Consider the following 25,174-nt stretch of genomic DNA (forward strand, 5'->3'; position numbering starts at 1 on the left):
CATCTAAACTCCCTTTTTATAAACAATACTCCTATTCTATCATAGAACATCGAAACGAACATAAAAAAGGCGCCTTCTTCTTTTTGATAAAGAAGAGGCAGCCCGATTACTTTTTACCATATTGCATTTTTTTCGTTTCCGCTTCTGCGTAGGATGGCATGCCTTTTTCCTTCGGCATGCGCTCCTCCTGCTGCTTTACGTTTTGCTTTTTTGCCATGATCATTCCCCTTTCTGGTTCATTTGTTAAGATGACCAAAAATGAGAAAGTTACTCTTTACTTCTGTTTACGCTGGGTGTATTCCTCCACCATCTCAATCGTGACATGTTTACGAAGCGGAACAATTCCGCCTCGGGCAAGCTCATTCATTTTAGACGTAATGGCATTGATCTCATCTGTTGAAAATGGTTCATTGTGTTCACATTTTTTCACAGCCGATTCAATCGCCTGCTCTCTTTTTTGTTCAAGTGCAAGAAAAGATTGGATGTGGGCATGTTGTTTCTGTGAATGTGCAGAAATTTCTTCGTGTACGCTCGTCATCGTCTATCAACTGCTTTCTTTTTTATATAGTCTATCATGAATCATCTCGTTTTCAACTGGTTCTTCCATTCATTTGTTTGTTCATAAACTTGTTCAATGACCGCCTGTTTTTCAGCATCTGTTGTAAGGCTCGTCATAAATGTCTGTTTTTGCTCATTGAGCTGTTGGAGAGCATCTTGTTCGTACCTTTCCGTATAGGTCTTCACTAGCTTTTCATATCTGCTCAGCAACTCTTCTTTTTCGTTATCTGCCCAACGTGTTGTCATTTGATGTAGAACATCTCGAATGGCTTCAATAAACGTAGCCTTTTCATTTTGTTCAAAAAAGGCTTTCGCTGATTTTTGTTTCTTTAAAAGCGGCTCAAATGGTGTAATCTCTGCTTCGACTTCAATTTGTTTTAGCTCAGCATTTTTCTCCTCAGGGGCTGACAGGCTAAGAGAAAAGTAAGGATCTTCCGCACATGCAGCCTGCATCCCTTTTTCCCACTCCTCCTGGAAATAATGGTGGATAAACGATTCCATTCGGATATCAAGTGCCTTGAGCTCCTGCACAAATTCAAATTCATACTCCTTTAACGCTTTCTCAAGTGCCTTTTTTAACTGCTGACCAAAATTCCCTTGAGATATGCCAGGATAAAAAGCCGACTTTAATAGATCATTCGCAAATAATGAAAGCCGCTGTACAATATGATAGAGCTGTTCATGCACGTCTTTTTTTACGCTTTCGGTCACAAGCTTAGACCGTTTCACGTCTTGCATTTTTTCGAGAATGGCTTCATAGGATGTCTTGATGTTTTTCTTTTCAGCTTCTTTCTCATCTTCTGATTGATGCAAGGTCGCACGTAGTCTATCGACCGTTGTACATAATGTATTAGCTTCAAAATGCAAAAGTTCAATGGCATCTTTCGTTAATTCTTCCTCAATAAAATAGTCGAGCTGTTTTCTCAGTGTTGCATATTGATTATAAGATGTCGGCTCTTTCCCTTCGATCTCTTCCTTACTAGACACATGATGCAGGTTTGGATTGCGGATGCCTTCTTTTGTGAGCTCGCTTCGTACATAGTCAAATACGGTTTCAAGCTCTGCTTGATCCTTAGCCAAATCAGCCGCATTGATGATAAAGAACATTTTATCCATGCTAAAGGAATCTTTTACGAGTCCAAGCTTCCTTAAAAATGAGCGATCAGCTTTTGAGAAAGAATGCTGATAATACGTTAAATAAAGAAGGGCGTCTGCATCCTTCATATACTGGAAGGCGATTTCTGTATGACGCTTATTCATACTGCTTGCACCTGGTGTATCGACAATCGTCAGCCCTTTATCTGTCAGAGGTGTGCTTAAATACACCGTCACTTCCTTCACCACACAAGAAACAGATTCTTCCGCTACATAAGGCTTTAATTCTTGAAGTGTGACATGTAAATTGGTTTGGTTGTCAATGTCATCATGAAACTTGGCATAGGCTTGTAGAAAATGTTCTACAATGATTCGGTGATCCTGTTCGAGCTGGCGTTTTTTCAGCACTCTTTCCAGCTTTGCCTTAAACGAATCTCCTTTTTCTGTTGTGATCGAAAATCCAAGAATCTGATCGAGTTCCTCTAGAATGTCCTGCTTGGTTTTAAACACCACTTTGACACTTTCATGAGGATGATCTTCCGTAGGTCGTGTCAGTTTGTTAATTGTTGCAGTTGTTGGCGTAGGAGATGATGGTAACACCTTCCGTCCAACAAGCGCATTGGCAAAAGAAGATTTTCCAGAACTAAAAGCGCCAAATAAAGCGAGTGTAAATTCTTTTGCTTGCAGCCGTTCTGTTCGTTTTTCAAAGGAATCTCTTTGAGACTTTAGAATATCTAAAGGCGATAAAATGCGGGAAAGCTCTTTAAATTGTGCAATCGATTGTGCTGTTGTTAAATGCTGCGATTGGCGGTATTGATCACGCTCTGTCCGTTCAGCAGCTTGATCGCCCTCTTCAACATGAATTGATGCGCGATTCTTCTCCAGCTGGTCGTGCTGCATCCATTGCTTTTTCGCATAAAACCAGTCGCCTGGGATATGCTCATCCGTTCCGTTTTGCCAAATATCCCATAAATGCTGAATATCCTGTCTTATTTGTTCATTTTTTTCGTTATACCCCTCAAGGCTCTGAAGCTCTTGTTTCGCTTGCTCCCATTTTTCCTCTTGCTTCTCCTGTTCATTCTTGAGCTGGTCTTTCAAGGTTTCAATCATCTGTTCAATCAATTGAAGCGCTTGCTGTTTCGCCTGTCTTTTCAATGCTTCACCAGCATCTTTCGCATATTGAAGAACATATTCGTTAGAAAAAGTTGCCCCTTGGTGAATGACCTTTTCAAGCAAGGATTCTTCAATAGGTGTCTCAAATGCCATGGCTTTGTCTAATAACGCTTCGCCAAGCTGATGCTGTTTTATTTCTTTTTTGAGGAGCTCGGCAATGTGCCAGTCAACTTCCGCTTTCATTCTCTTTTTTACATCTGCTAAGAAATCATTTGCCCGCTTTTCCTTTTCCTGCTCGGTTTTATTTTTGGCAAAAAGTAAACCCACTTTAAAGCCAGGTGCTTTCGATTCGATATAGTCACTTGCAAGCTCTCGCATCTTAAATGGCGTGAGGTTTGCATTTTTTAAGATGTTCTCTACTTCAGAAGACACTTCATCTTCTACCTGCTTTGCACCATTTTCAATAAATCGGCGTTTCTCTTCTAGTTCTTTCACTTCATTCCTTTTTTCTTGCAGCTGCTTATCAAGGTCCTCTTCATGCAGTTCTTCTTTTAACGAGTCTATATGTTCTTTTAAAACATGTTCGATTTTCTGCTCTGTATAGGCTCGAAGTGATGCTTTAGGCATGGTTTGTAATTCTTGTAGTTTCTTCACTAAACGGATCATTTCGTTTTTTGGGTGTGCCTCATCCGTCACAGAAGTAAAATATAGATGTTCTTCTTCAATGCCTTCTTTTAAAAGCATCTCAACGACTTGTTTTTTGTAGTTTTCAAAAGTTGTCTCTTGTTCATCATGCCGATCCACTTGATTGACGATGAAATAAAGATTAGGCACTTTCTCTTTAATCGAGCGAATGAAGCGAATGTTTTCTTCAGAATGGACATGGTTATAATGAACGACATAAAAAAGAGCATCCGCTTGATGAAGAATAGAAGCAGCGGATAAAAAGTGCGCATGATCCGTTGAATCAATTCCCGGCGTATCAATGAGTGCCACTTTTTCTTCAAGTCCACTATAATCACCGCTAATTTCCACCATCTCAATTTGTTCCCCATCTTTACAAAAACGCTGCACCGCTTCTTTATCATAAGAACCGCCCATTTTTGCGAAACGTCCATCAGACGTATGGAGCTGAACTTCACTGACCCCTTTCCTGACAACAACCAAGTTTGCACTCGTTGGAATTGGGCTTGTGGGCAGGATGTGATCATGAAGAAGATGATTCACTAGTGATGACTTACCAGCAGAATAGTGGCCGGTAAATGCGATATATACTTCTTCTTCAGCTTCCTTTTTCATAATAGATGCAAGTTTGGCTGCGCGCTCGTGATCATCCCTTTTCAGAAGGCTTTGATATAAAGCACCTGTAGTTTGAACGAGCGAATCTCGAATAGACAAGTCTTTCATGACGATAAACCCCTTTGTTTTTAGAAAAGTCAGTTATGTATGTGTACCATTTTACACAAAATAAAGAGATTTTTCTTCTGATCTGAGGAAATAAAAAAATCTGCTGCCCGATCAGTCACAAAGGACTGCAATCAGGAAGCAGATTTTTTTGAAACACCTTTTAATACGAAGCCAATCAATAAGCTGTATACACAGACCGTACCGAGTAAGAAAATCATTGTCATGTGATCACCGTCCATCCTTCATGATTGAGAATGTTTATCATTAATGAAAGTGTAGCACAATTGATAATGATTTTCAATATTAATTTAATAAATACTGATTCAGTGCTTTTTCTTCTGTTTGTATTCTGACCATCATCATCCATCCATTTAAACACGTAAACAAAATGGCAGTAATAAATGCGTTAAATAGCAGCGGAATGAACATCAGTTCAATCGCCACCACCACATAGTTAGGATGCTTTAACCAGCGATACGGCCCCTTTTTCACAATCATCGCATTTGGAACGACTAAGATTTTTGTATTCCAATACGTCCCAAGTGAACATAGTGCCCAGTACCGAATCACCTGGGTAGCAAGAAGGAACACAAGCAGCAATAGGAAAAAACGAGACGGTTGAAGATGCAGCAGCCATGTCTCTCCAATAAGCGAGAGGAAAAAAGCTGCATGCATAGCGACCATATAAGGATAATGGCTTGCACCAAATTCAATCGCTCCGAGCGCCTTCACCTTCTTTTCATTTCTTTTCGCCACAAGCACTTCAATGAGGCGCTGACAAATGAAAATGCCAATCACTATCCTGAAAATCATCACGAGAGCCCCTCCCATTTCATGAGCAATAATTCTGACGAAAAGCCTGGACCAAGTGCTCCGCAAAGCCCCACCTGTCCTGCATCTAGTGACTGATGTTCAAGAAAATGCTTCATGACATATAAAACGGTGGCAGAGGACATGTTTCCATGCTGTTTCAGAACCTCTTTTGAAGAAAATAGCTGATGCTCTTGTAAAGATAGGCTTTCAAGATAGGCATCAATCACTTTTTTTCCTCCAGGGTGAGCAAGAAAAACGGATACATCCTCTGTTGAAAACCCTAGCTGATGTAAAAATTGATCCACTTGCTCTTTTAACCACCCAGAAATGATGGACGGAATATCACGTGAGAAGATGACCCGAAATCCGTCGGCGGTAAAATCCCATCCCATCACATCTTCAGAATCTTTCATGGTCACTGACTGCGTGCCAAGCACTTTAGGTACTGTTTTTAACCGTGTATACTTAGAGACAGCCTTTTCTCCAGTTAAAAGAACGGCCGCAGTCCCGTCACCGAACAGCGAGGTTCCAATTAAATTGCTTTTTGATTGATCTTGCGGCTGAAAAGTGAGGCTGCAAAGCTCGCAGGCAACAACGAGCACTTTCGCTTCTGGATACGCCCTGATGTATTCATAAGCTCGGGATAAGCCTGCCGCCCCGCCCCCGCATCCTAACCCCCAAATTGGCACTCGTTTCGTATAAGGAGAAAATGGAAGAACATTCATCAGCTTTGCATCAAGACTTGGCGTTGATAACCCTGTACTGGAGATGAAAAACAAAGCATCAATCTCATCAAAAGGAACTGGCTTTGTAAGAAATGCTGTTTCATGCAGACAGTGAAAAACGGCTTCTTTCGCATGTGCCAATGCTTTTTCGACATAGAGATTATTTTTCTCTTCAAAAGAGTGATGTTCTTGATACCAATCAATAGGCTGGACAAACTGCCTGCTCTCTATTTCGCCATTATTAAAAGCTTTTAATAGCCGATCAATATCTTTAAACGATCGTTTAAATTGAGACCTTGCAAATTGAGCAGCTGCTTGCTGATCCACATGATGTTTTGGCAGACTTGTTCCAACTGAAAGAATGTATGCCATCGGCTTCACCTCTTTTTTCGGTTAATATCCCCAATCAAAAAAAGGATATACATGCCAAAACGACACAATTCAGTCAAAATATTTTCCTCCGTCTAACTTTTTGTCTTGACGACAATTGATAAATATTGGATAATATAGGTGAAAACATGATGTAGTTTTCCTCCTTCACAGGTTCGTTCCAAGCCAAGCGAACCTGCTTTTTTTATGCAATTTATGTTCAAAAATAATGGTGATTTAATGAAAAAAAAGAACTCCGTTAATTGGGAGTTCCTCTGTGAATGACCTCTCTTATGAACATCTAAAGAGCAAACCCTCACCTAAACCTTTTCAAGGATTGACTTAATAAAATCAGTTTTTTCATGAGCGTATTTGTGTTTGTCATTTCCATGTAATCTTGATAATTTAAGTTTAAGCTGTTGGTACTCACTTCTAGCTTGCTCATTATTTCTCAAGTAATCTCTGAAATTTAACTGTTCAAGTAAATACTTATTATGTCTTTGGTACATATGGATTTGATGTGTTCGTGGTTCTCCTTTATTAAAGTAGTGTCTTTCAGGTAATACGTTTGTTCCTTTATATGAGTAACCGAGTCCTTCCAACGCTATTACACATTTTTCTCCATCAAAAAAATGTTCTATTTCAATTGCAATATCAATAATTGGCTTAGCGCTTAAACCTTTTACTGCTGTACTTCCAATATGGTGTACATTGATTATGTATGGACCAATATCACCTATTATCTTTCGCTTTTCACTTTCAAATTCTTTTGTCCACTCAATAGACCAAGGAACTAAAAAGACTTCCCCTCTTGGTAATCCTAACATTTACTTATCCCACCTAAAATTTTAATCAACCAAGTTTATCATAGGTCTCATGTAGAGAGCAGGCAGATTTCAATAATCATCCTATTCGTTTAGATCTATTTCTTGGTTGATGTCATTCAATACGATTCTTAACCATTCACTCTCATCTTAGTTTTATATCTAAAGAACAAAAATGATTATTAATAGAGTTATTTAACATAGCTTTATGCAAAAAAACACCTCTCAAATGAGAAGTGCAGACCGTAGACAAACCCCACCTTTACTTCAAGTAAAAGTGCTGTATGAAAGGAATAAGCAAATGACTTTTCACGTACACCTTTTACATAGTAGCCAATCTCTGATTCAGTTGTACTGACTTTGCTTTCTTTTGTTTCATCTTTATTTTGTAGGGTAAGAGCTTTTCTCTATGTATTTCGCGTTTGATAGCCTCTATCTCCAATATCCACATGAGCATCCTTTTTTCAATGAAATCGTCATTTTACAACACTTTCATACGGAATCTCCTTTCACTTCGCATTAATGGTTAAATCTGTTGCTATCTTAGCGTATAAATACCAACGTTTCGATCATTATTCAGAATTATTCATTTAAACATAGATGGATCACCTTTTTTCTGATCAATACAAATAAATAACCATAAAATGCTAATTTATTTGATGATTATATATAAAAAGGTGTTTTTTTCCTGTATACTTAATCAATATGAACACCATGAAAAACAGTGAAAAAAGACAGAATCCACTACATGATTCGGCACAAAATTTAATTGACTGGAGTGATTGTCATGAAAAAGGTGTCCAAAAAACAGACACCCTACAACACGATATTTCTCTCGAAGATAATTGGTTTAGTGCTTCTTACACTGTTTCTCGTTTTTATCTGGGATATGTCTAAACCCCATTTGCAGGCGACAAATGGGCAAGCAAAAATTGTTACTAGCAGTGACTTCCGAGACACAAGTATCAGTCTGAAAGCAAAAGATCATTCTACAAGAACATTGGATCAACAATTTAGGACCAATCCAAACCAACAGACAACGAATAAAACGGTCTTTTTAACATTTGATGATGGCCCTTCTGCTACATCAAATCAGCTGTTAAATGTCTTAAAAGCACATCAAGTGAAGGCGACATTCTTCATGCTTGGACCGCAAATCCAAGCTCACCAAGCAGCGGTGAAAAGACTTTATCAAGAAGGACATCAATTAGGGCTTCATGGCATGACGCATGATATAAACCGCTTTTATCAGAACAGTGAGTCTCCCGCAAATGAAATGAGAGAAGCTCAGCTCATTCTTGCTTCTGTTACAGGCGTTTACACCCGTCTTGTGAGAACACCTTATGGCAGTGTTCCAAATTTAACATATGATCAAAAAGTACGTTTAAACCAAAATGGCTTTATTTACTGGGATTGGACGATTGATAGCCTTGACTGGAGATATAAAAACTCACAATATGTTCCAGAGGTATTGAATCAACTGCAAATGTTTGAGAAAAATAAACCATGGGAACCAAAAGTTATTTTAATGCATGATCAACCCTCTACCACGAACTATTTAGATAGCCTGATTACACAACTAAAAGCAAGGGGCTATACATTTGCAGTCATTAACGAAACAATGCCGCCGGTACAACATTAATAGCGCTAATCACAACAAGCCCGTATCCAAAGGATGCGGGCTTTCAGCTCTCCAAGAGAAGTGTTCACATAACAGATTGCTTAGGTTCTTCCATTAGCTCCTGCTCTGTTTCTTTTTTAAAAGGAATCATGTGATAAATAATATGAAGCAAAATAGCGGTAAAGCTTCCGGCGACAATTCCGTTACTTGTTAACAATTTAATCGATTCTGGCAAATGCTCAAACATTTGCGGTACCACCGTTACTCCGAGCCCGATGCCAACTGAACATGCGACAATGAGTAAGTTTTCCTGTTTTGCAAAATCGACGCGTGAGAGCATTTTAATCCCATACGCAATGACCATGCCAAACATGGCGACCATCGCACCGCCTAGAACGGATTTTGGAATAATCGTTGTAAATGCCGCGATTTTAGGAAAAAGGCCAAATACCATTAATAATACCCCTGTCACCACAATGACCTGATTTTTCTTCACACCTGTTAATTGGATCAATCCAACGTTTTGGGAGTAGGCTGTGTATGGAAAAGCGTTGAAGATACCGCCTAATAAGACGGCAATTCCCTCTGCACGATATCCCTTTGCTAAATCCTTCTCTTTTAATGAACGATTCGTTAAATCTCCGAGCGCAAAGTATACACCCGTTGATTCGACTAATGACACAATGGCAACTAATGTCATTGTCATGATTGGTGCAAATTCAAAAGTAGGCAACCCAAAGTAAAAAGGCTCAATGAGGCGGAAAACTTGTGCATTCGCCACTTCTGCCGTCTCCACCTTCCCTAAGAAAGCAGCAACTGCTGTCCCAAGTAGAATGCCGATTAAGATGGCAATGGCTTTCATGAATCCCTTTGTAAATCGATAGAGAAGGACAATAATAAACAATACAAGAAAAGCAAGTCCAAGATTCTCAAAAGAACCATAGTCTGCACTTCCTTCACCACCTGCCATATTGTTCATGGCTACCGGAATTAAGGTAATTCCAATGATCGTGACGACGGAACCTGTGACAACGGGCGGGAAGAATTTCACAAGCTTCCCAAAGAAAAATGAAAGAGCAATGACAATACATCCTGCGGCGATAATACTTCCATATATAGATGAAATTCCATATTTAGAGCCAATCGCAATCATAGGAGAGACCGCAGTAAATGTACAGCCTAGTACAACAGGCAAACCGATGCCAAAAAAGCGGTTTTTCCATACTTGAAGCAGTGTGGCGGCACCGCACATGAAAATATCTGCCGAAATTAAGTACGTCAGCTGGGCTGGCGTGAGCCCAAGCGCATCTCCAACAATGAGCGGGACAAGAACCGCACCTGCATACATCGCTAGTACATGCTGTATCCCTAGCGAAAGGGTTTTGGCTTTTTTAGCAGCACTCATGATTGTACCTCGCGTACAAACGTGACTTTTCCTTCCTCGAGCGATTCGATACGTGCGAGTGACTCGACTCTATAGCCCATTTGCACAAGCTCTTTTCTTCCAGGCTGGAATGATTTCTCGATAACAATTCCAAAACCAGCTACTTTTGCTTTCGCTTGCTTTGCGATTGCAGCTAGTCCCTTAGCGGCTTCTCCATTTGCTAAAAAGTCGTCGATGATTAACACACAATCATCCTCACTAAGGTGCGTGTTAGAGACAGCGATCGTACTTTCTACTTTTTTGGTAAAAGAATACACACTTGCTGTCAAAAGGTTATCCGTTAAAGTCAGTGATTGCCGCTTTCGGGCAAAAACAACTGGCACATGAAGGGCAAGCCCAGCCATGACAGCAGGTGCAATACCAGAAGATTCGATTGTGATAATTTTAGTAATTCCATCATGCTTAAATAATCTAGCAAACTCTTGACCGATCTCATGCATTAACACAGGGTCAATTTGATGATTTAAAAAAGCATCTACCTTTAGCACTTGATTTGACAGAACGATTCCTTCGTTCTCGATCTTTTGACGTAACAATTCCATCATTCTTCCTCCCAGCATATTAGCAACTTTCATTTTTTTGCATAAAAAAAGCATTGCTGTCCATTAAGGAGCAAGCAATGCGAAAACGATCCACGGGATCTTCAGCTCATACAAAAGCTGTTTCATTTTGCTCACTCATAGTCGGACGGTATCGGTGTCCGGTAGAAACTTGCGTGCCTTCATCACGCGATTATATGAGTGTTTCATAGTGTTCAAATTATAACAAGATTTCAGACGCTTGGAAAGCACTTTTCTAGAAAAATACCGAACTTAAATAATCATTAAGCTTTAAACGTTCGTTTTTAGAATATTCAACCAGCAAAAAAGCACCCTTCTGATTAAAGGGTGCCTCAGATTGTTGACAAAGGGCTAAAATGAACTTTATTTTAGCCCTTTGTCTTCTTTTCAGCGTGATAGAAAACCTTTGCAGTCTAGGAAGGGCGAGCACCGGAGCAGAGCGAATTTAACATTCGTGAGCACCGGCGCGCAGACCCTGACAACGAATGCGAGGGTTTGTCTACACGCTGAAGCACCCTTCTGATCAAAGGGTGCCTTTCATTTATGATAAATATAGTTTCGTGTACTTATCTGTTAAATAATCAATTAAGTATTGAACATTTAATTCTTCACCAGTTGCGTCTTGAATGATTTCAGATGGCTTTTTCCGTTTTCCATGCTTGTGGACATGTTCCGTTAGCCATTCTTTTATCGGTGCAAAAGACCCATTTTGAATCAGTTCATCAAAATTCGGTAAATCTTTGATCATTTGCTGCTTTAATTGCGCCGCATACATATAACCAAGTGCATATGAAGGGAAATAACCAAAACTACCATCAGACCAGTGAACATCCTGCAAAATACCATGCGCATCGTTAGGCGGCGTAATGCCAAGATATGCTTTATATTTTTCATTCCATAACGCTGGCAGATCTTCAACTGCTACTTCTTCATTGAAAATGGCTTTTTCAATTTCATAGCGAATAATAATGTGAAGTGGATACGTGAGTTCATCTGCTTCAATTCGAATGTAAGTCGGCTTCGATTCATTCACCGCATGCACAAATTCTTCTAAAGTGACATCTTTAAATTGTTCAGGAGATGCTTCTTGCAGTTTTTGATAATACGTTTTCCAGAAATCTTCATGTCTGCCGATAAAGTTCTCAAAGAAAAGAGACTGTGATTCATGAATACCCATTGATGTGCCGTCACATAAGAGCGTTCCGCTCAGTGCCTCATCAATATTTTGTTCATAAATGGCGTGGCCGCATTCGTGAATGGTGCCAAAGATCGCCATGCGAAAATCGTGCTCATCATAACGCGTCGTCACACGTACATCCCCTCTGCTTAATGTCACAGCAAATGGATGAACCGTTGTATCAAGTCGTCCTGCGTCAAAGTCATACCCTAACTCTTTTAAGAAAAAGAGACTCAGCTCTTTTTGTTTGTCGATCGGGAAGCTTTTCGATAAAAACGAAGTATCCGGTTTATTTGGCGAAGCTTCTATTTTTTTCACGAGAGGAACGATGGCGTCTCGAAGTGCACCGAATTTTTGATCGAGTTGTTCAACCGTCATATCCGGCTCGTAATTATTGAGCAGCACATCATATGGTGTTTTTTTCACGCCCCAGTACTGAATGAAACGCTTGTTAAAATCAATCAGCTGTTTTAAATAGGGTGCAAAGAGTGAAAAATCTGATTTCTCCCTTGCTTCTACCCAAACATGTTCAGCTTTTGATTGAAGAATGGAGTATTCTTTAAATTCTTCTTTTGGAATTTTACTGTTTTCATCATATTCTTTTTGCGATAATTCGAGTGCCTTCTGCGTGTCTTTTGACAGCTTTTCTTTCTCTTTATTTAATGCATCAAGAAGATCTCTCATTTCATCAGAAGTCTTCATATTAAAGATATCGCTGGATAATTGACCGATGGTTTCTGCTCTGAAATCAGCGCTTTTTTTAGGCGCTTGTGTTCGAGAGTCCCAATAAAGTAAATGAAGCGCCTCTGTATAATGGGCGATTTTTCCTAGTAATTGATAAAACGCTTTCTCTTTTGATTCAAGACTCATGCGTTCGTTCCCCCAATCAATAAAATATGTATGTACGTTTCAAGGCTACTTCAATAAATGTTCTTTTGTCAATGAAAAAGGAGGATACGCTGCTCGTATCCTCCTTTTGTTGAATCATTTTCTATTATTAAGAGATCACTGGCCTCACTGGAAGAACGGATTCAATTTTACTTTGTAGCTCAATATCTTTCTGACTGCCAAAGTAAATATGAATGCTGCCAGCATCTTGGCTTGTCCGAATCAGTCTCCCAATGCCCTGCCTTAGACGAAGCAGCATGTACGGAAGGTCCACTTCAGTAAATGCATCTTTCGCTTCATTCCGTTTTGCTTCAAATACTGGGTCATGCGGTGGATATGGAAGTCCCCAAATGACCACATTTGTTAGAGAATGTCCTGGAATATCCAGCCCTTCCCACAGGTGAACGGAACATAACACAGATGTTTCATCCGCTTGGAACTTTTGAACAATGGTACTGATCTCCTCGTCTCCTTCAAAATACACATGGAAAGGCAGTGATTCATTTGATGCATCGAGCTGCTTTCTAAATACATGCAGTTCATCAAATGAAGGGAATAAAATAAGAGATCGACCGCCATTTTCTTTTACCTGAGCCAGCACGTGCTGACCTTTTACATCTGACTCTGTCATTGGCTGCTGAATTCCGTGGAAATACATTTGCATTTGCTCCTCATAATCATACGGCGAAGCCACACTCATAGATAAGTAATCTTTGATCCCAAGGCTTTCAGCTAAATAATCAAATGATTGGTTTTCAGACAATGTTGCAGACGAGAAAATATAAGGGATTTTTTGCGAAAATACCTTTTCACCGAGCACTTCTGCTACCGTTTTTGGCATGACGACAAAGGTTGTATCTAATTCCTGCTTCTCCAGCCAGCTAATGGCATTTTTCTGATAAAGCGACAGAGAATACGCCATCTGTTCAATGTACTCTTCCACAACAGACAATTCATATTGATCAATTGTGTACATCTCTGATTCAAATACGAGCGCTTCTCCAATCTTCTCAAGCAAATCACATAATTCACTTGCTGAACACTTCACCTCATCTACACGACCAATTTCAAGACGGTGTGATCCTTTGATTTCTTTGGCATTCGTTTTTAAGAGGTAAAAGAATTGATCGTTTGTTGCAAGTGCATCTTCAACAAGTTCTGCAAACTCTTCACGAATGTCATTTTGCAAAAGACGCTCTAAAAACGTCTCTAGTGTTGATTGCTTCACTCGGTATGTTAGCGCTTTTTGTGCTGCAAACTCAAGAAGATGTCCTTCATCAAATACAACAGAGCTATGCTCAGGAAGGAGCGGCAGCTGTCCTTCACGTTTACGTGACTCCTTTGTCCATACATGCTCCATGTAAAAGTCATGAGAACAAATGATGAGGTCTGTGGCTTTTCGGTAATGGTCTCTTGATAAATTCAAGCCACAGCGGTGCCGCATGTCGCACGTTAAGCAGTCCTGAAAAGAGTCATAACCAATTCTTGACCACTCATCATTTGTTAATTCTGGATACTCTTTTCGATCACCGTACGGATAAAATGTCTGCATCCCATGAGATTCATGAACAAATGAAGGAAGCGATTCATAAATGTCGAGCCACTTCTCATCATCTTCACGTTGCATCGTTTTCTCTAGTTTCTTTAAACACAAATATTGATCATGCGATTTACTTAATCTCGCATCTATTTGAATATCAAGGTGATTGGCAATTTTATAGATATCACCTTCTTGTTTGACGAGCTGTTCAATTAACGTTTCGTCTGCACATGCAATGATCGCAGGTTTCCCTGTATATCTTGCATATGTGACCGCAAATAAAAGATAAACGATTGTTTTGCCTGTGCCTACCCCAGCTTCGGCAAACATCACACTTTTTTCTTTAAAGGCTCTTTCTAACTGAAAAGCCATGAATATTTGTTCATCTCGAAGATCAAAGCCCTTTTCTGGCAAGATGTCATAAAACACATCACCAATCCAGTTGCCCAGTTCTTCGTAAAAATTATGTTCTTTTGTTAATGAAAAAGGCAAACGAGACGCTGTCACCTGCTTCAACCCCCAACTTTTGAATCATTCAGACATTCAATAGTACCATTTATGCTGGGGTATGACAATCTTTTTTTAAGAGCGCAGGCGATGTTGGTAGCTTTCCTTCATTAAAAATGCGTGCTCTGAATGGTCTATGTAGTTTTGAGCCATTGCTAAGTTCTCGATGGCTGCCGTAAGTTTAGCAGATTGTCCTGTTTCAATCCCTTCTATTTCTCGGGCTGTTGAAGCGAGTGCTTTTTGAATTAACTGAAATTGATCATAATGAATCATGAAGACACCTCTTTTTTTAAAATCAAGTTCAGTTTATTCCGTCCCGTGACGACTTATACCTTTTTAGCATAAAAAATCCACACCTTCTCGTGGTGTGGATTTTTGTTACGATTCAGTTGTTTGCTTTCTAGGCCTGCGTTTTCCCCAGTATTGATAATAGTCTGTTTTAATAAATCCATTAAACAGTTTTCTCTTTTTCGTCGCTTTTCTTCCGAAACACTCTTCGAATTTTTCATGTGACGTTAAAATGTAAATGGACCACGTATCTAGGTTTTTCAATGCTTCGCCCATGCCTCGATACATTTTTTCCACAGCTGGCTTATCGCTGAGACGTTCACCGTAAGGCGGATTTCCGACAATTACACCATACTCTTCTTTTGTTTGAAAGTCCTTCACTTGCATTTGCTTAAATTGAATCAGTTCACTAAGTCCAGCTTCTTCTGCGTTCAGTTTCGCAATCTCTACCATACGATGATCGATATCGCTCGCGATAATGTGAAGCGGCTGATCATAGTTCGCCTTTTCTTCTACTTCAAGGCGTGCTTTGTTCCAAACGTCCTCACCGATCCATTTCCATGATTCAGATGCGAACTCACGGTTAAATCCAGGGGCAATGTTTTGTCCAATCATCGCTGCTTCAATAGCAATTGTTCCTGATCCGCAAAAAGGATCGACAAACGGACGGTCAGGTGTCCAGTTCGTTAGTAAGACAAGCGCCGCTGCAAGGGTTTCTTTAATCGGCGCGCCTCCTTGATCTGCACGGTATCCACGTTTATGAAGACCCACACCAGACGTATCAAGCGTCAGCAATACTTTATCTTTTAAAAGCGCTACCTCGATTTTGTATTCAGGGCCTGTCTCTTCTAGCCATTCAGACTGTATGTTGTAAGATGATCTAAGTTTTTGCGCGATAGCCTTTTTGACGATGCGCTGACAATCCGGCACACTGGCAAGCTGAGATTTAACAGATTTACCAATGACAGGGAATGTACTATTTTTCGGTAAAAATGCGGCCCAGTCAATGGCTTTTGTCTGCTCAAAAAGCTCGTCGAATGTTCTAGCCGAAAATTCAGCAACTTGGACCTTGATCCGGTCTGCTGTACGCAGCCATAGATTTGCACGGCAAATGGCAAGTGCATCTCCTTGAAAAATGACTTTTCCGTTATCTACGGTGCACTCATATCCGAGGTCTCTTACTTCTTTTGCAACAATCGCTTCAATTCCCATTGGCGCTGTTGCGATGAGTGTATAGGTTTTCATTTGTTTATCACCTGTTTTCTCGTTCTTTTCTTAATCAAGATAAAAGCTCTCCATATGTAGAAATAGGAGAGCTTTGATTTCATCATGTTTATGATAACGGATATAACGTTCTGTAAGCCATGTTTTGTTCCATCGTACTGCAAACGGCAAAAGCCTCGTACTCAGGTGGTAATCATCTATCTACAGAATTCTCTGTCCTTCTCTCCGTTTGGTTCCTTTGAGAAAGTTCCCCTACCAAGTTTGGGTTTCTCGCTCGAGGGGTTTACCGCGTTCCACTCTCACCATTTCTAGTGAGACTTCGTCACTGTGGCACTTTCAAGGATACTTTGCCATATCCTAAAAGGACGTAGGCATTTTTCCTGCCGTCAGCCTTTCCCAGGCTGCCCTGGCTTATCTTTTCGCCAGGCACGAACACTACGGGCATCTCAGCACCGTGCGAGCATGGACTTTCCTCTGCAATGTCAAAGCATTACAGCGATTACCCGAACGTTAATCAACATGCGTTATTATAAACGACAATGTCATCTGACACAAGCTTTTTTGGTATTACTCAATCATAAAGTTTGCTGCCGAAAACGTGTTTCTCAAGATTAGATAGTCTTTTTAAAATATCAAAGTTTGTTGTATTGGACTGTGCAGGCTGTCTTTTCCCTTGCTCAACCGCTTCTTCAAGCTGTTTTGACAAGTGAAGGTTTTCTTGTTGGAGTTTTTCAATTTCTTGATGGAATGTCTCATAGTCTTTAATGACCATATCTAGAAATTTATCGACTTCTTCTTGTTTATACCCTCGGACACCTGTTTTAAATTCTTTTTCTAAAATTTCTTTCGCAGAAAGCTTTACTTTATCAGCAAGCATCTTTTTCACCTCATATCGTGAATTCATAGTATATTTTTTCAGAAATACGTGACGTTGTCAAATTTTCTCTTGCTTTTAGTCAAAAAACGGATCTTCCGCCTCAACCTGTGCTCTTAAATCATCCATTGTGATATACATAATTGGGTAGTCGGTATAGGTTTCAGCTTCTTTGATCATATATTTTGGCGAGCCTTCATGCTCAGGATCATATAAGACGAGAAGACCGTCCGTTTTTTCAATAAAAAAGCGGTTCTTTTGTTTAAATTGTGCCGGACTTTCATACGGTCTATGCGTGACACTTTCTACAAAATCAGCTTGTGCAAGAACGCCTTCATACAGCTCTTTATTTTGTTCATTCCAGCGCTCTTCCTGTTCATAAAATGGTGTAATGACAGCAAGTTTTAAATCTGGAAACTTCTCTTGAAGCTCAAAGACCACTTCAGCTGTCCATATTTCTGCCCCTAACTGACCTGAAATGAGCACCCATTCCAGCCCGTCTTCAATGAGTGCCGTCAGCCTTTTCCGAAGTTCCGCTTTTATGTATTGAAGTGCAGGCTCGTCTTGTTTGAAGATCCCAAGCTCAAATGGCTTGTACCCTGTGACAGCAATAATTTTCATTTTTTCACCTGCTTTTAAAAAAAGGGACTTATAAAAGTCCCATTTCACTTTATCTGTTACAGCAAGGTCCACCGCAGTTAAAGTGTTGATGTGTTGCCGGGTCCACCTGAGAAAACGTATGCGGGAAGTAGTGAACATGTTGGAAATTTTGGTGATGAACATTTGTTACATGCTGCGGGTGGATGTGCGGCACAATTGTAGTTGACTCACTGTGCGTACAGCAGTGATTCGTTGGATGTACAATTGGCTGTGTAACATTTGGATTGCAATGATGATGATGGTACATGTAGCATTCCCCTCTCCTTGATTTTCTTACATTAACAATGTATGAATCAAGAGGTGTACATGTACTAATGCATTAACCTATTTTAAAAGTTTGCAAGAAAAACATCTTTATAGTTTGAAAACACAAACGCGACCAATATGACAACAAGAAAAAACAAGTAGAAAAGACCCTTATACATGCTCTACGCTCCTCATTCAATATCTAACGTTATTTTACAGGATTCGTGACTTTTCTACAATAAAAGTGCTAAACAATTTTTATTTTCGGCCGAGAGCCGAACGTTGTCATTTTTTGCGCTTTCCCAGGCAATAATTTCATTGCCCAGCTTTTCTTAAGAGGCGGTTTTCTCGCTTGTCAAGTTCCACAATGTCTCGTTCACTTAAAGACGATTGTGATAACAATGTTTGGGTAATGGAAAGGGCTGCTTTTGGATCTTTTTGACGGTGTTCTTCATACTTTGCAAGCTCTACACCCGCTTTTAATCTTAAATGAACATCACTTGATTCAAATAGACGTCTCCATATGCATGCCGCTTCATCCCATTGTTTTAATCGCTTGTACTGTAACGATAGATCATAAGCTGCTTGATCCGCATGCTCAAACGCTGCTCCCGTTAATTCTTGCAGGTGCTTTGTTGCTTCCTGCACATCACGGTGAGCAAGATGCCACTTAGCTAATGCATATTTCTCATCGTCTTCCTTCACCGCATCTTTGGATAAGATTTTTTTAGACAAATGAATGTAGAGACTGATTAACGATAAGACATCAAGTTCATTGTGAGTCAAAATTCCTTCAATCAGTTTCGGGTTTTGTTCCTTTAAAAAGTGAAAATAGATCATTGGTGCGAGGAACCCCGGTGTATCTCCCTCTCGATTGACGTGCAGTTCCTCTTTTTCTACAACCGAAAGAGCCATACGCTCATATTTATGTTTCCACAATCTCCTTGACCCATGCAGAAGGTCAAAATGACCAAATTCAGGTAGAGCAGGTATTTGATCGCGTAATAATGTATGCCTCGTTTTGACTTGAGGCCAGTCAAATGATTTTCCATTATATGTCACAAGTGATTCGACATCCACCTCACTAAGAAAGCTTTTGTAAAGTGCCGCTTCATTTCCTGGATTCGTGAGCAGATGTTGTTTTACCACCACTTTATCTGAATAAACTCTCGCATGCCCAAGCAAAAAAATCATATTTCCCGTTCCGCCAGATAGTCCTGTTGTTTCTGTATCGAAGAAAAATAGCTCGTGAGGCTTGTAGCCTTTTGCAGAAAGAGAATGCTGAATCTCACTTTTGTTCCATGCACTCACCATCTCCGGCAGTTCTGCAAATGAATATCGCCCATGCTGATGGTCAAGTGGATAGGTCACTTCCCGAATGAGGCAGAAAGAGTCTTCAAAGTAGTAAGGAGCTGCACCTAATTCCCACCACTCTTTTAGAAATGGAATCGTTTCAGCCGTCACAGTGTGCGTTTGTCCCTTTTTTACTGCCCCACGCTTTTCATCTGACTGATTGTGCGACAGGTGTTTTTTCATTCTGTTTAATTTTCCTTTTAATGACATGAGTAGGTCTATTCCTCCTTTCCCTTAAAATCCTGCCATCAATTGAATGATCCTGCTTTTTCCATTGATCTCTTTCATTTCCATGCCAATACAAGATGGGCAGCCGTTCTCGCAGCTGCATCGCTCAATCAGCTGAGTGGCTGCACGGGCAATTTCATCAAAGCGAGCCTGGACCTCTTTACTTAAACCGATTCCACCTGGGTAATGATCATATAAAAATACGGTCGGTTTCCCAGTATGGGCTGCCTTTATTTGAGAAATGACATGAATGTCTGAACGGTCACACATGACAAACGCCGGAACAATATGCTGAAGAACATTGGCAATACCGAGCAAGAGCTGTTCAAGTGTTTTTTCTTCAATTGTCCGCTCTGCTTCATGTAATTCAAACCAAGCAGCACTCGTATGAATTTCTTCTTCAGGTAAGTGAATCGGGCCGGAACCAATATTTTCCCCGGTTGATAATCGAATTTTTTTGAAAATGGTCGGCATTGCATTGACGGTCACATCACCGTAGTGAACAGATACCGCTTCCTTCTCTGTTGTCTGATCAATTTCAAGCACCTTGAGCTGAACCGCTAAATTCGCATCTGTATAGTATTCTACATCGACTTGTTTCACATAAGCCTTAAGATGCTCATAATCTAGCTTTTCCACTTGATACTGAACCCCTTCATGTAAATAAATCGCTTCATCATGAAGTAAGGTCATCGCACTGAATCGATCCATCTCTCCAATAATTCGAACGTTCGCTACATCGGATTGATCGACAATGACGACATTTTCCTGACTTGCAGATCTCAGACTGATGCCATGAGCCGGGAACGATTGATCTGACCAATAATAACGGTTCCCGCTGAAATGAAGAACCCCTTCTTCATGTAAGTATTGCAAGATTTCTTCTACTTCCATACCGCCAAACTGTTCATCTTCTCGAAACGGTAACTCGTAGGACGCACATTTTAGATGATCGACTAGGATGATAAGGTTCTCAGGATTGATTCTTGCCGATTCAGGTGGTCTGTTAAAGAAGTATTCAGGGTGTCTGACAATATATTGGTCAAGTGGCGATGAGCTTGCGACCATGATAATGAGTGCTTCCTCATGACGCCTTCCAGCTCGTCCTGCCTGCTGCCACGTACTCGCTACACTGCCAGGATATCCGGTCATAATACAGACTTTTAGCTGACCAATATCTACTCCTAATTCTAGTGCGTTTGTGCTGACAACACCGAGAATGTCTCCTTCCCTTAAACCTTTTTCAATCATGCGCCGCTCTTTCGGCAAATAGCCCCCGCGATAACCACGGATCGATTTAGGACCAATTTCTTTTTTCACTAGTTCTTGAATATGACTTAGGATGACTTCAACTCTTACCCTACTTCTAGCAAAAACAATCGTTTGAATTTTTTCTTTTAAAAATGTTTTAGCGAGCTGATTCACAACAGTGGCCGCACTTTGTCTAATATTTAATGGCTTATTGACGACTGGCGGGTTGTAAAAGACAAAATTCTTTTTACCGCTAGGTGCTCCGTTTCGTTCAATTAGATGCACCTTGCTTCCGGTCAGCTGCTCTGCAAGCTCTTTCGGATTCGCTATGGTCGCTGAAGTACAAATAAAGGTCGGGTCACTTCCATAAAATGCACAAATTCGCTTTAGTCTGCGAATGACATTGGCGACATGACTGCCAAACACGCCTCGATATGTATGAAGCTCATCAATGACAATATACTTTAAGTTCTCAAATAAACTGACCCATTTCGTATGGTGAGGCAAAATCGCTGAATGCAGCATATCTGGATTTGTGATGACAATATGTCCTGCCTGTCTGACGCGCTGGCGAATCGCTGGGGAGGTGTCCCCGTCATAGGTTTCACTGTGAATTGGAACATCCATCTCATGAATGATTTCGTTTAATTCACTTTTTTGATCTTGCGCAAGTGCTTTTGTTGGAAATAAATAGAGGGAGCGGCTTGTCTGATCTTCTGCGATCGACTGAAGAACTGGCAGATTGTAGCAAAGCGTTTTACCTGAAGCTGTAGGTGTCACAGTCACCACATTCTCACCATCCATCACACGTTCAAAGGCTTCCTTTTGATGAATGTACAGTTCGCTCACACCTCTTTTTTCAAGCGCCACTTTGAGCCTGTCATTTACTCTTTCAGGAATTGGAGAAGTCAGTGCAGGCTTCGCTTCAATTTCATGCCAATGCTCGACCTGTTCGTCTTTTTTTAAATCTTCTATGAGTTCGTTCATTGTTTTCTTCTTCATCTGGTATCCACCTCTCATTCTAGTGTACCGAATATTTGTTTGCATGACTAGGCGGCAATTTTTTGATGCACCGCTTGTGAGCAAATATTTTGATGTGTTGTAACAATATCTATTACACTTCTATAGTGAAATGATTTTATCAAGGAAGAAGATGATCAGATTGAAAAACGAATTTAAGCCTTTATTTGAACCTTTTACATTCCCAGGGGGTGCCTCTATTGATGGCCGTTTAGTCGTTGCACCAATGACACACTTCGGTTCTCATGAGGATGGCACGATCTCAAAGGAAGAAATTGATTTTATTACCGCTAGATCAAGCGAAATGGGCATGGTCATCACCGCATGTGCAAACGTGACGCCAGATGGTAAGGCGTTTGAAGGACAGCCTTCTATTGCAAGAGATGAAGATATACCTGGCCTTCAAAAGCTTGCTTCTGCGATTCAAGCGAAAGGAACAAAAGCCATTATGCAAATTCATCATGGCGGCTCTCAGGCTCTCCCTCATTTAGTCCCAAACGGTGATGTCGTTGCGCCAAGTGATGTATTTAAAGATGGAAAACAAATTGCGAGAGCTTTGACAGAAGAAGAAATTCCTCACATCATCGACTCATTTAAAGAAGCAGCAAGGCGCGCAATCCAAGCGGGATTTGATGGGATCGAAATCCATGGAGCGAACGGATATTTATTACAGCAATTCTACTCCCCGCATAGTAATCAGCGTACAGATCAATGGGGCGGAAGCGAAGAAAAGCGTCTCGCATTTCCAATTGCAGTAGTAGATGCAGTGAAAGAAGCAATCAAAGAGCATGTAACAAAACCATTTATCTTTGGGTATCGATTATCACCTGAAGAACCAGAAACACCTGGTTTAACCATGACAGAAACATTTACTTTAGTGGACGTACTTAAGACAAAAAACCTTGATTACTTGCATATTTCTTTAATGGAGATTGACGCTAAAGCAAGACGTGGTGCTGATACAAGTAAGACGCGGATGGAATTATTAAAAGAGCGCTGTGGTGACACGCTTCCACTCATCGGCGTCGGCAGCGTCATTACAGCTGAGGATGCACTGAATGCATACAATCAAGGGATTCCACTCATTGCTGTTGCAAGAGAAGTCATTGTTGATCCCGATTGGGCAGTAAAGATTAAAGAAGGCAGAGAAAACGAGATTGAAACCGTCATTAAACGCAGTCAAAAAGACAAGTACATGATTCCAGAGGGTTTATGGACTGTCATGGAAGCAAGTAAAGGCTGGGTTCCAATGGAGGATTAATGTCCTCAATCAAAAAACTACCCTATCAACTCAGGGTAGTTTTTTGGATTATTTCATTTTCACTGTAAAAAGCTTGGACGTCTGCTTTTCTACAGAGCCCTTAGGTTCTTTGTCAAGATGTTCTACTAAATCACCATTCATGATGACAATTGGTGTCACTGTGCTTGCCGCTTTTTCTTCAATCAGCGCTAAATCACACGTAATGAGAGGATCACCTGCTTTCACTTTATCCCCTTCTTTTATGTGTGCTTCAAAGCCTTCACCATTTAATCCAACCGTTTCAAGTCCGATATGAATCAGAAGCTCAAGCCCCGAGAGTGTTCGAATCCCAATTGCATGTTTTGTATGGAAGAGTTGAATAATTTCACCATCTACTGGTGACACAATGGTGCCGTTTTTTGGTTTTACAGCTACGCCGTCTCCCATCATCTTTTGAGAAAAAACGGGATCTGGTACATCGGTCATATCCATTAACTCTCCATCCACTGGAGAATAAATGACTTCTTCCTTTACATCATCTTGGTTTTTTCCGAAACCGAATAATTTTTTCAGCAATGTTCATTTGCTCCCTTCAAGCTTTGCTTCTAGATCTATTCAGCGTATAAATCTTCACGCCCATACACCTTGCTTCATTCAACACTATTTAATCATAATTTTTTCCTCTCATCAATTGATAACCGCCTGAGCCCCTTTTGCATAGGCTGTAGATGAGAGGTGATTCAAATGAAACATGAAAGTGAAAAGAAACACGAGTTGTTAGCAAATGAAGACATTCTATATGAAGCGATTGAACAATTTTTTGCATCATCGCCATTTCATGACATTTTAAATAGTGCAGAGGCGCTGATGACCACGAGCCATTCACTTGCATCCATTACAACCGATGTGACAGAAGATGATCAATATGTATATATTGAGATTCGATTTCCAGACCATTTTGTCGAAGGTGATATCGCACTAGAAGTGAAAGCGCAATATTTACACTTATCGGTACAGGAAAAAATCAAAACAGACACGACTTCCTCCTATTCGAGCTTTACCAAAACCATTTTAATGCCTGCAAAAATAGATGAAACCAATATGAAGAGCGTTTGGAAAGATCAATCACTTCGTGTGACTGCGCCAAAACAAACAACCCAATAGATGTATATCTATTGGGTTTTGCTATGCTTTAAAAATACTAGTAAATCCTTTCGCCAATGAGCCCACTTGATTCATTGTACTCATCATTTGTCCAGCAGTATCAAACATTTTATTAAAATCGTATTGCCCATTCGTTTTTTTAAATTGTGACAGCACACTTTTAAATTGAGATGATTGCTGTTTTTGCGGCCTTGGCAAAGGATAAGGATTCATAGGCTGCTGCATAGGCATCATGCCCGGCGGCTGCATTTGCGGCTGATTCATTGCTTCAGGCTGCGGCTGATAAGGCTGGAAGTTTTCCTGATATCCAAAAGGCGGCTGATAGCCTGCAGCCGGCGGCTGGTTCATTTCACCTTGATATGGGGGCATGAAATATTCTGGAGGCTGCGGAGGCTGCTGCATATCTGGATACGGAAAAGGCCGTTGCTGAAATTGATTCATTTCATAAGATGGCTGGTTTGAATAAGGGAACACGTATCTCGCTCCTCTCGCTCTGAAAACATATTGAAGTCAATGATATATTATGTTCAGGTAGCAGAAGATGTGCCTACAGCAGCCATAAGAAAAACGCAGGCTGTTTCATCAGCTGCGTTTGTTGATTTCTTCTATTAAAAGATTCAGTGTATAAATCACTGATTCAACTAAATTTTTCACACGAGGTGCATGCTGTTTGCCAAAATAAGATTGCAGCACAACCTCTTTTCCATTTTCTTGGACGGCTTCAAGCTGTTCTTGATGTAAGTATCTAGGTTTGGCCTGATGAATAAATGAGGTAGCAGCAGTAAGCCACTCTTCCATTTGCTGATCAAATTTGACAACGGCCGGTTGAATATCGTTGTAAAAATCATAAACTGGGTATTCCTCTTCTGCCTTTCCCTTTAGGTACTGCTCGTATGCTTCTTCGATCCATGTGATCAACTCTTGTGTATGTTTAAGTAATGTTTGATTATCCAAAGTGTTCACCTCTATGAACCATCCTATCAAA

General features: G+C 40.4%; 23 protein-coding genes, 1 other RNA gene and 1 riboswitch. Of the genes, 3 read left to right on the plus strand and 21 right to left on the minus strand.

The features are described from left to right. Positions 1-274: 274 nt before the first annotated feature. The 6 genes from ACTJJD_RS00680 to ACTJJD_RS00705 form a co-directional block, all read right to left on the minus strand. A complete protein-coding gene (locus ACTJJD_RS00680) occupies positions 275-538 on the minus strand; it encodes a YpbS family protein (RefSeq protein ID WP_008346351.1) in 264 nt (87 codons plus the stop codon). Between the two features lie 41 nt (positions 539-579). Further along, entirely contained in the window at positions 580-4,173 is a 3,594-nt protein-coding gene (locus ACTJJD_RS00685; protein ID WP_440608018.1) for a dynamin family protein, read from the minus strand. Between the two features lie 131 nt (positions 4,174-4,304). Further along, positions 4,305-4,412 (minus strand): Fur-regulated basic protein FbpC, encoded by a 108-nt coding sequence (gene fbpC / locus ACTJJD_RS00690; protein ID WP_306172627.1) that lies wholly within the window; start codon positions 4,410-4,412, stop codon positions 4,305-4,307. Between the two features lie 64 nt (positions 4,413-4,476). Continuing rightward, positions 4,477-4,986: an isoprenylcysteine carboxyl methyltransferase family protein gene (locus ACTJJD_RS00695; protein WP_440608019.1), complete on the minus strand. Its 510-nt coding sequence runs from the start codon at positions 4,984-4,986 to the stop codon at positions 4,477-4,479. Next, positions 4,986-6,083 carry a type III polyketide synthase gene (locus ACTJJD_RS00700; protein WP_375805743.1) on the minus strand — a complete coding sequence of 366 codons (1,098 nt, stop codon included), beginning with the start codon at positions 6,081-6,083 and terminating at the stop codon, positions 4,986-4,988. Before ACTJJD_RS00700 ends, ACTJJD_RS00695 begins: the two co-directional genes overlap by 1 nt. A 317-nt stretch (positions 6,084-6,400) precedes the next feature. Then, a complete protein-coding gene (locus ACTJJD_RS00705; protein ID WP_178896910.1) occupies positions 6,401-6,907 on the minus strand; it encodes a GrpB family protein in 507 nt (168 codons plus the stop codon). A gap of 784 nt (positions 6,908-7,691) precedes the next feature. On the opposite strand from ACTJJD_RS00705, the gene ACTJJD_RS00710 reads away from it, so the two are divergent. Then, on the plus strand, positions 7,692-8,546 hold the full coding sequence (locus ACTJJD_RS00710; protein ID WP_440608020.1) for a polysaccharide deacetylase family protein: 855 nt from the start codon (positions 7,692-7,694) through the stop codon (positions 8,544-8,546). 64 nt (positions 8,547-8,610) lie between these two features. On the opposite strand, the gene pbuX is transcribed toward ACTJJD_RS00710, so the two are convergent. The 12 genes from pbuX to ACTJJD_RS00770 all read right to left on the minus strand — a co-directional run bounded on the left by pbuX (position 8,611) and on the right by ACTJJD_RS00770 (position 21,767). Next, positions 8,611-9,930 carry a xanthine permease PbuX gene (gene pbuX, locus ACTJJD_RS00715; protein WP_212360130.1) on the minus strand — a complete coding sequence of 440 codons (1,320 nt, stop codon included), beginning with the start codon at positions 9,928-9,930 and terminating at the stop codon, positions 8,611-8,613. Continuing rightward, positions 9,927-10,511: a xanthine phosphoribosyltransferase gene (gene xpt / locus ACTJJD_RS00720; RefSeq protein WP_008346333.1), complete on the minus strand. Its 585-nt coding sequence runs from the start codon at positions 10,509-10,511 to the stop codon at positions 9,927-9,929. The genes pbuX and xpt overlap by 4 nt, the downstream gene beginning before the upstream one ends. 118 nt (positions 10,512-10,629) lie before the next feature. Next, positions 10,630-10,729: riboswitch (purine riboswitch) on the minus strand. A gap of 341 nt (positions 10,730-11,070) precedes the next feature. Continuing rightward, positions 11,071-12,576: a carboxypeptidase M32 gene (locus ACTJJD_RS00725; RefSeq protein WP_440608021.1), complete on the minus strand. Its 1,506-nt coding sequence runs from the start codon at positions 12,574-12,576 to the stop codon at positions 11,071-11,073. Positions 12,577-12,703: 127 nt separating this feature from the next. Continuing rightward, positions 12,704-14,641: an ATP-dependent DNA helicase gene (locus tag ACTJJD_RS00730; protein WP_440608022.1), complete on the minus strand. Its 1,938-nt coding sequence runs from the start codon at positions 14,639-14,641 to the stop codon at positions 12,704-12,706. 75 nt (positions 14,642-14,716) lie between these two features. Further along, entirely contained in the window at positions 14,717-14,914 is a 198-nt protein-coding gene (locus tag ACTJJD_RS00735; protein ID WP_017359721.1) for a hypothetical protein, read from the minus strand. Between the two features lie 105 nt (positions 14,915-15,019). Continuing rightward, positions 15,020-16,174, minus strand: a complete 1,155-nt coding sequence (locus ACTJJD_RS00740) for a THUMP domain-containing class I SAM-dependent RNA methyltransferase (protein WP_440608023.1) — start codon at positions 16,172-16,174, stop codon at positions 15,020-15,022. 108 nt (positions 16,175-16,282) lie between these two features. Further along, positions 16,283-16,664, minus strand: an RNA gene (rnpB, locus tag ACTJJD_RS00745) — RNase P RNA component class B. 60 nt (positions 16,665-16,724) lie between these two features. Beyond that, a complete protein-coding gene (gpsB, locus tag ACTJJD_RS00750; RefSeq protein ID WP_008344631.1) occupies positions 16,725-17,030 on the minus strand; it encodes a cell division regulator GpsB in 306 nt (101 codons plus the stop codon). A gap of 75 nt (positions 17,031-17,105) precedes the next feature. Next, positions 17,106-17,648, minus strand: coding sequence for a DUF1273 domain-containing protein (locus ACTJJD_RS00755; RefSeq protein ID WP_235701361.1), 543 nt, complete (start codon positions 17,646-17,648; stop codon positions 17,106-17,108). Positions 17,649-17,697: 49 nt separating this feature from the next. Continuing rightward, positions 17,698-17,934, minus strand: a complete 237-nt coding sequence (gene cotD / locus ACTJJD_RS00760; RefSeq protein WP_072368252.1) for a spore coat protein CotD — start codon at positions 17,932-17,934, stop codon at positions 17,698-17,700. A gap of 314 nt (positions 17,935-18,248) precedes the next feature. Next, positions 18,249-19,496 carry a ribonuclease H-like domain-containing protein gene (locus tag ACTJJD_RS00765; RefSeq protein ID WP_440608024.1) on the minus strand — a complete coding sequence of 416 codons (1,248 nt, stop codon included), beginning with the start codon at positions 19,494-19,496 and terminating at the stop codon, positions 18,249-18,251. A gap of 24 nt (positions 19,497-19,520) precedes the next feature. Then, a complete protein-coding gene (locus tag ACTJJD_RS00770) occupies positions 19,521-21,767 on the minus strand; it encodes a DEAD/DEAH box helicase (protein WP_440600036.1) in 2,247 nt (748 codons plus the stop codon). A gap of 160 nt (positions 21,768-21,927) precedes the next feature. Between ACTJJD_RS00770 and ACTJJD_RS00775 the strand changes: the two genes are divergently transcribed. Continuing rightward, positions 21,928-23,046 carry an NADH-dependent flavin oxidoreductase gene (locus tag ACTJJD_RS00775; protein WP_024718533.1) on the plus strand — a complete coding sequence of 373 codons (1,119 nt, stop codon included), beginning with the start codon at positions 21,928-21,930 and terminating at the stop codon, positions 23,044-23,046. Positions 23,047-23,094: 48 nt separating this feature from the next. Here ACTJJD_RS00775 and ACTJJD_RS00780 read toward each other — a convergent pair whose 3' ends face one another. Next, positions 23,095-23,601 (minus strand): PTS sugar transporter subunit IIA, encoded by a 507-nt coding sequence (locus ACTJJD_RS00780; protein WP_008344623.1) that lies wholly within the window; start codon positions 23,599-23,601, stop codon positions 23,095-23,097. 168 nt (positions 23,602-23,769) lie between these two features. Here ACTJJD_RS00780 and ACTJJD_RS00785 point away from each other — a divergent pair, with 168 nt between their 5' ends. Further along, positions 23,770-24,189, plus strand: coding sequence for an Hsp20/alpha crystallin family protein (locus ACTJJD_RS00785; protein WP_007500867.1), 420 nt, complete (start codon positions 23,770-23,772; stop codon positions 24,187-24,189). A 21-nt stretch (positions 24,190-24,210) separates the two neighbouring features. On the opposite strand, the gene ACTJJD_RS00790 is transcribed toward ACTJJD_RS00785, so the two are convergent. Beyond that, positions 24,211-24,663, minus strand: coding sequence for a YppG family protein (locus ACTJJD_RS00790; RefSeq protein ID WP_440600035.1), 453 nt, complete (start codon positions 24,661-24,663; stop codon positions 24,211-24,213). 108 nt (positions 24,664-24,771) lie between these two features. Then, on the minus strand, positions 24,772-25,152 hold the full coding sequence (locus ACTJJD_RS00795; protein ID WP_225310452.1) for a YppE family protein: 381 nt from the start codon (positions 25,150-25,152) through the stop codon (positions 24,772-24,774). Between the last annotated feature and the right edge of the window lie 22 nt (positions 25,153-25,174).

The organism is Bacillus sp. 22446 (assembly GCF_052044955.1).
GTDB lineage: Bacteria > Bacillota > Bacilli > Bacillales > Bacillaceae > Bacillus > Bacillus altitudinis.

What these genes read in the sequence shown, in the direction of transcription:
- ACTJJD_RS00680 (WP_008346351.1), bottom strand. Translation starts at nt 538, where the DNA reads ATGACGAGCGTACACGAAGAAATTTCTGCACATTCACAGAAACAACAT.
- ACTJJD_RS00685 (WP_440608018.1), bottom strand. Translation starts at nt 4,173, where the DNA reads ATGAAAGACTTGTCTATTCGAGATTCGCTCGTTCAAACTACAGGTGCT.
- fbpC (WP_306172627.1), bottom strand. Translation starts at nt 4,412, where the DNA reads ATGGACGGTGATCACATGACAATGATTTTCTTACTCGGTACGGTCTGT.
- ACTJJD_RS00695 (WP_440608019.1), bottom strand. Translation starts at nt 4,986, where the DNA reads ATGATTTTCAGGATAGTGATTGGCATTTTCATTTGTCAGCGCCTCATT.
- ACTJJD_RS00700 (WP_375805743.1), bottom strand. Translation starts at nt 6,083, where the DNA reads ATGGCATACATTCTTTCAGTTGGAACAAGTCTGCCAAAACATCATGTG.
- ACTJJD_RS00705 (WP_178896910.1), bottom strand. Translation starts at nt 6,907, where the DNA reads ATGTTAGGATTACCAAGAGGGGAAGTCTTTTTAGTTCCTTGGTCTATT.
- ACTJJD_RS00710 (WP_440608020.1), top strand. Translation starts at nt 7,692, where the DNA reads ATGAAAAAGGTGTCCAAAAAACAGACACCCTACAACACGATATTTCTC.
- pbuX (WP_212360130.1), bottom strand. Translation starts at nt 9,930, where the DNA reads ATGAGTGCTGCTAAAAAAGCCAAAACCCTTTCGCTAGGGATACAGCAT.
- xpt (WP_008346333.1), bottom strand. Translation starts at nt 10,511, where the DNA reads ATGGAATTGTTACGTCAAAAGATCGAGAACGAAGGAATCGTTCTGTCA.
- ACTJJD_RS00725 (WP_440608021.1), bottom strand. Translation starts at nt 12,576, where the DNA reads ATGAGTCTTGAATCAAAAGAGAAAGCGTTTTATCAATTACTAGGAAAA.
- ACTJJD_RS00735 (WP_017359721.1), bottom strand. Translation starts at nt 14,914, where the DNA reads ATGATTCATTATGATCAATTTCAGTTAATTCAAAAAGCACTCGCTTCA.
- ACTJJD_RS00740 (WP_440608023.1), bottom strand. Translation starts at nt 16,174, where the DNA reads ATGAAAACCTATACACTCATCGCAACAGCGCCAATGGGAATTGAAGCG.
- gpsB (WP_008344631.1), bottom strand. Translation starts at nt 17,030, where the DNA reads ATGCTTGCTGATAAAGTAAAGCTTTCTGCGAAAGAAATTTTAGAAAAA.
- ACTJJD_RS00755 (WP_235701361.1), bottom strand. Translation starts at nt 17,648, where the DNA reads ATGAAAATTATTGCTGTCACAGGGTACAAGCCATTTGAGCTTGGGATC.
- cotD (WP_072368252.1), bottom strand. Translation starts at nt 17,934, where the DNA reads ATGTACCATCATCATCATTGCAATCCAAATGTTACACAGCCAATTGTA.
- ACTJJD_RS00765 (WP_440608024.1), bottom strand. Translation starts at nt 19,496, where the DNA reads ATGTCATTAAAAGGAAAATTAAACAGAATGAAAAAACACCTGTCGCAC.
- ACTJJD_RS00770 (WP_440600036.1), bottom strand. Translation starts at nt 21,767, where the DNA reads ATGAAGAAGAAAACAATGAACGAACTCATAGAAGATTTAAAAAAAGAC.
- ACTJJD_RS00785 (WP_007500867.1), top strand. Translation starts at nt 23,770, where the DNA reads ATGAAACATGAAAGTGAAAAGAAACACGAGTTGTTAGCAAATGAAGAC.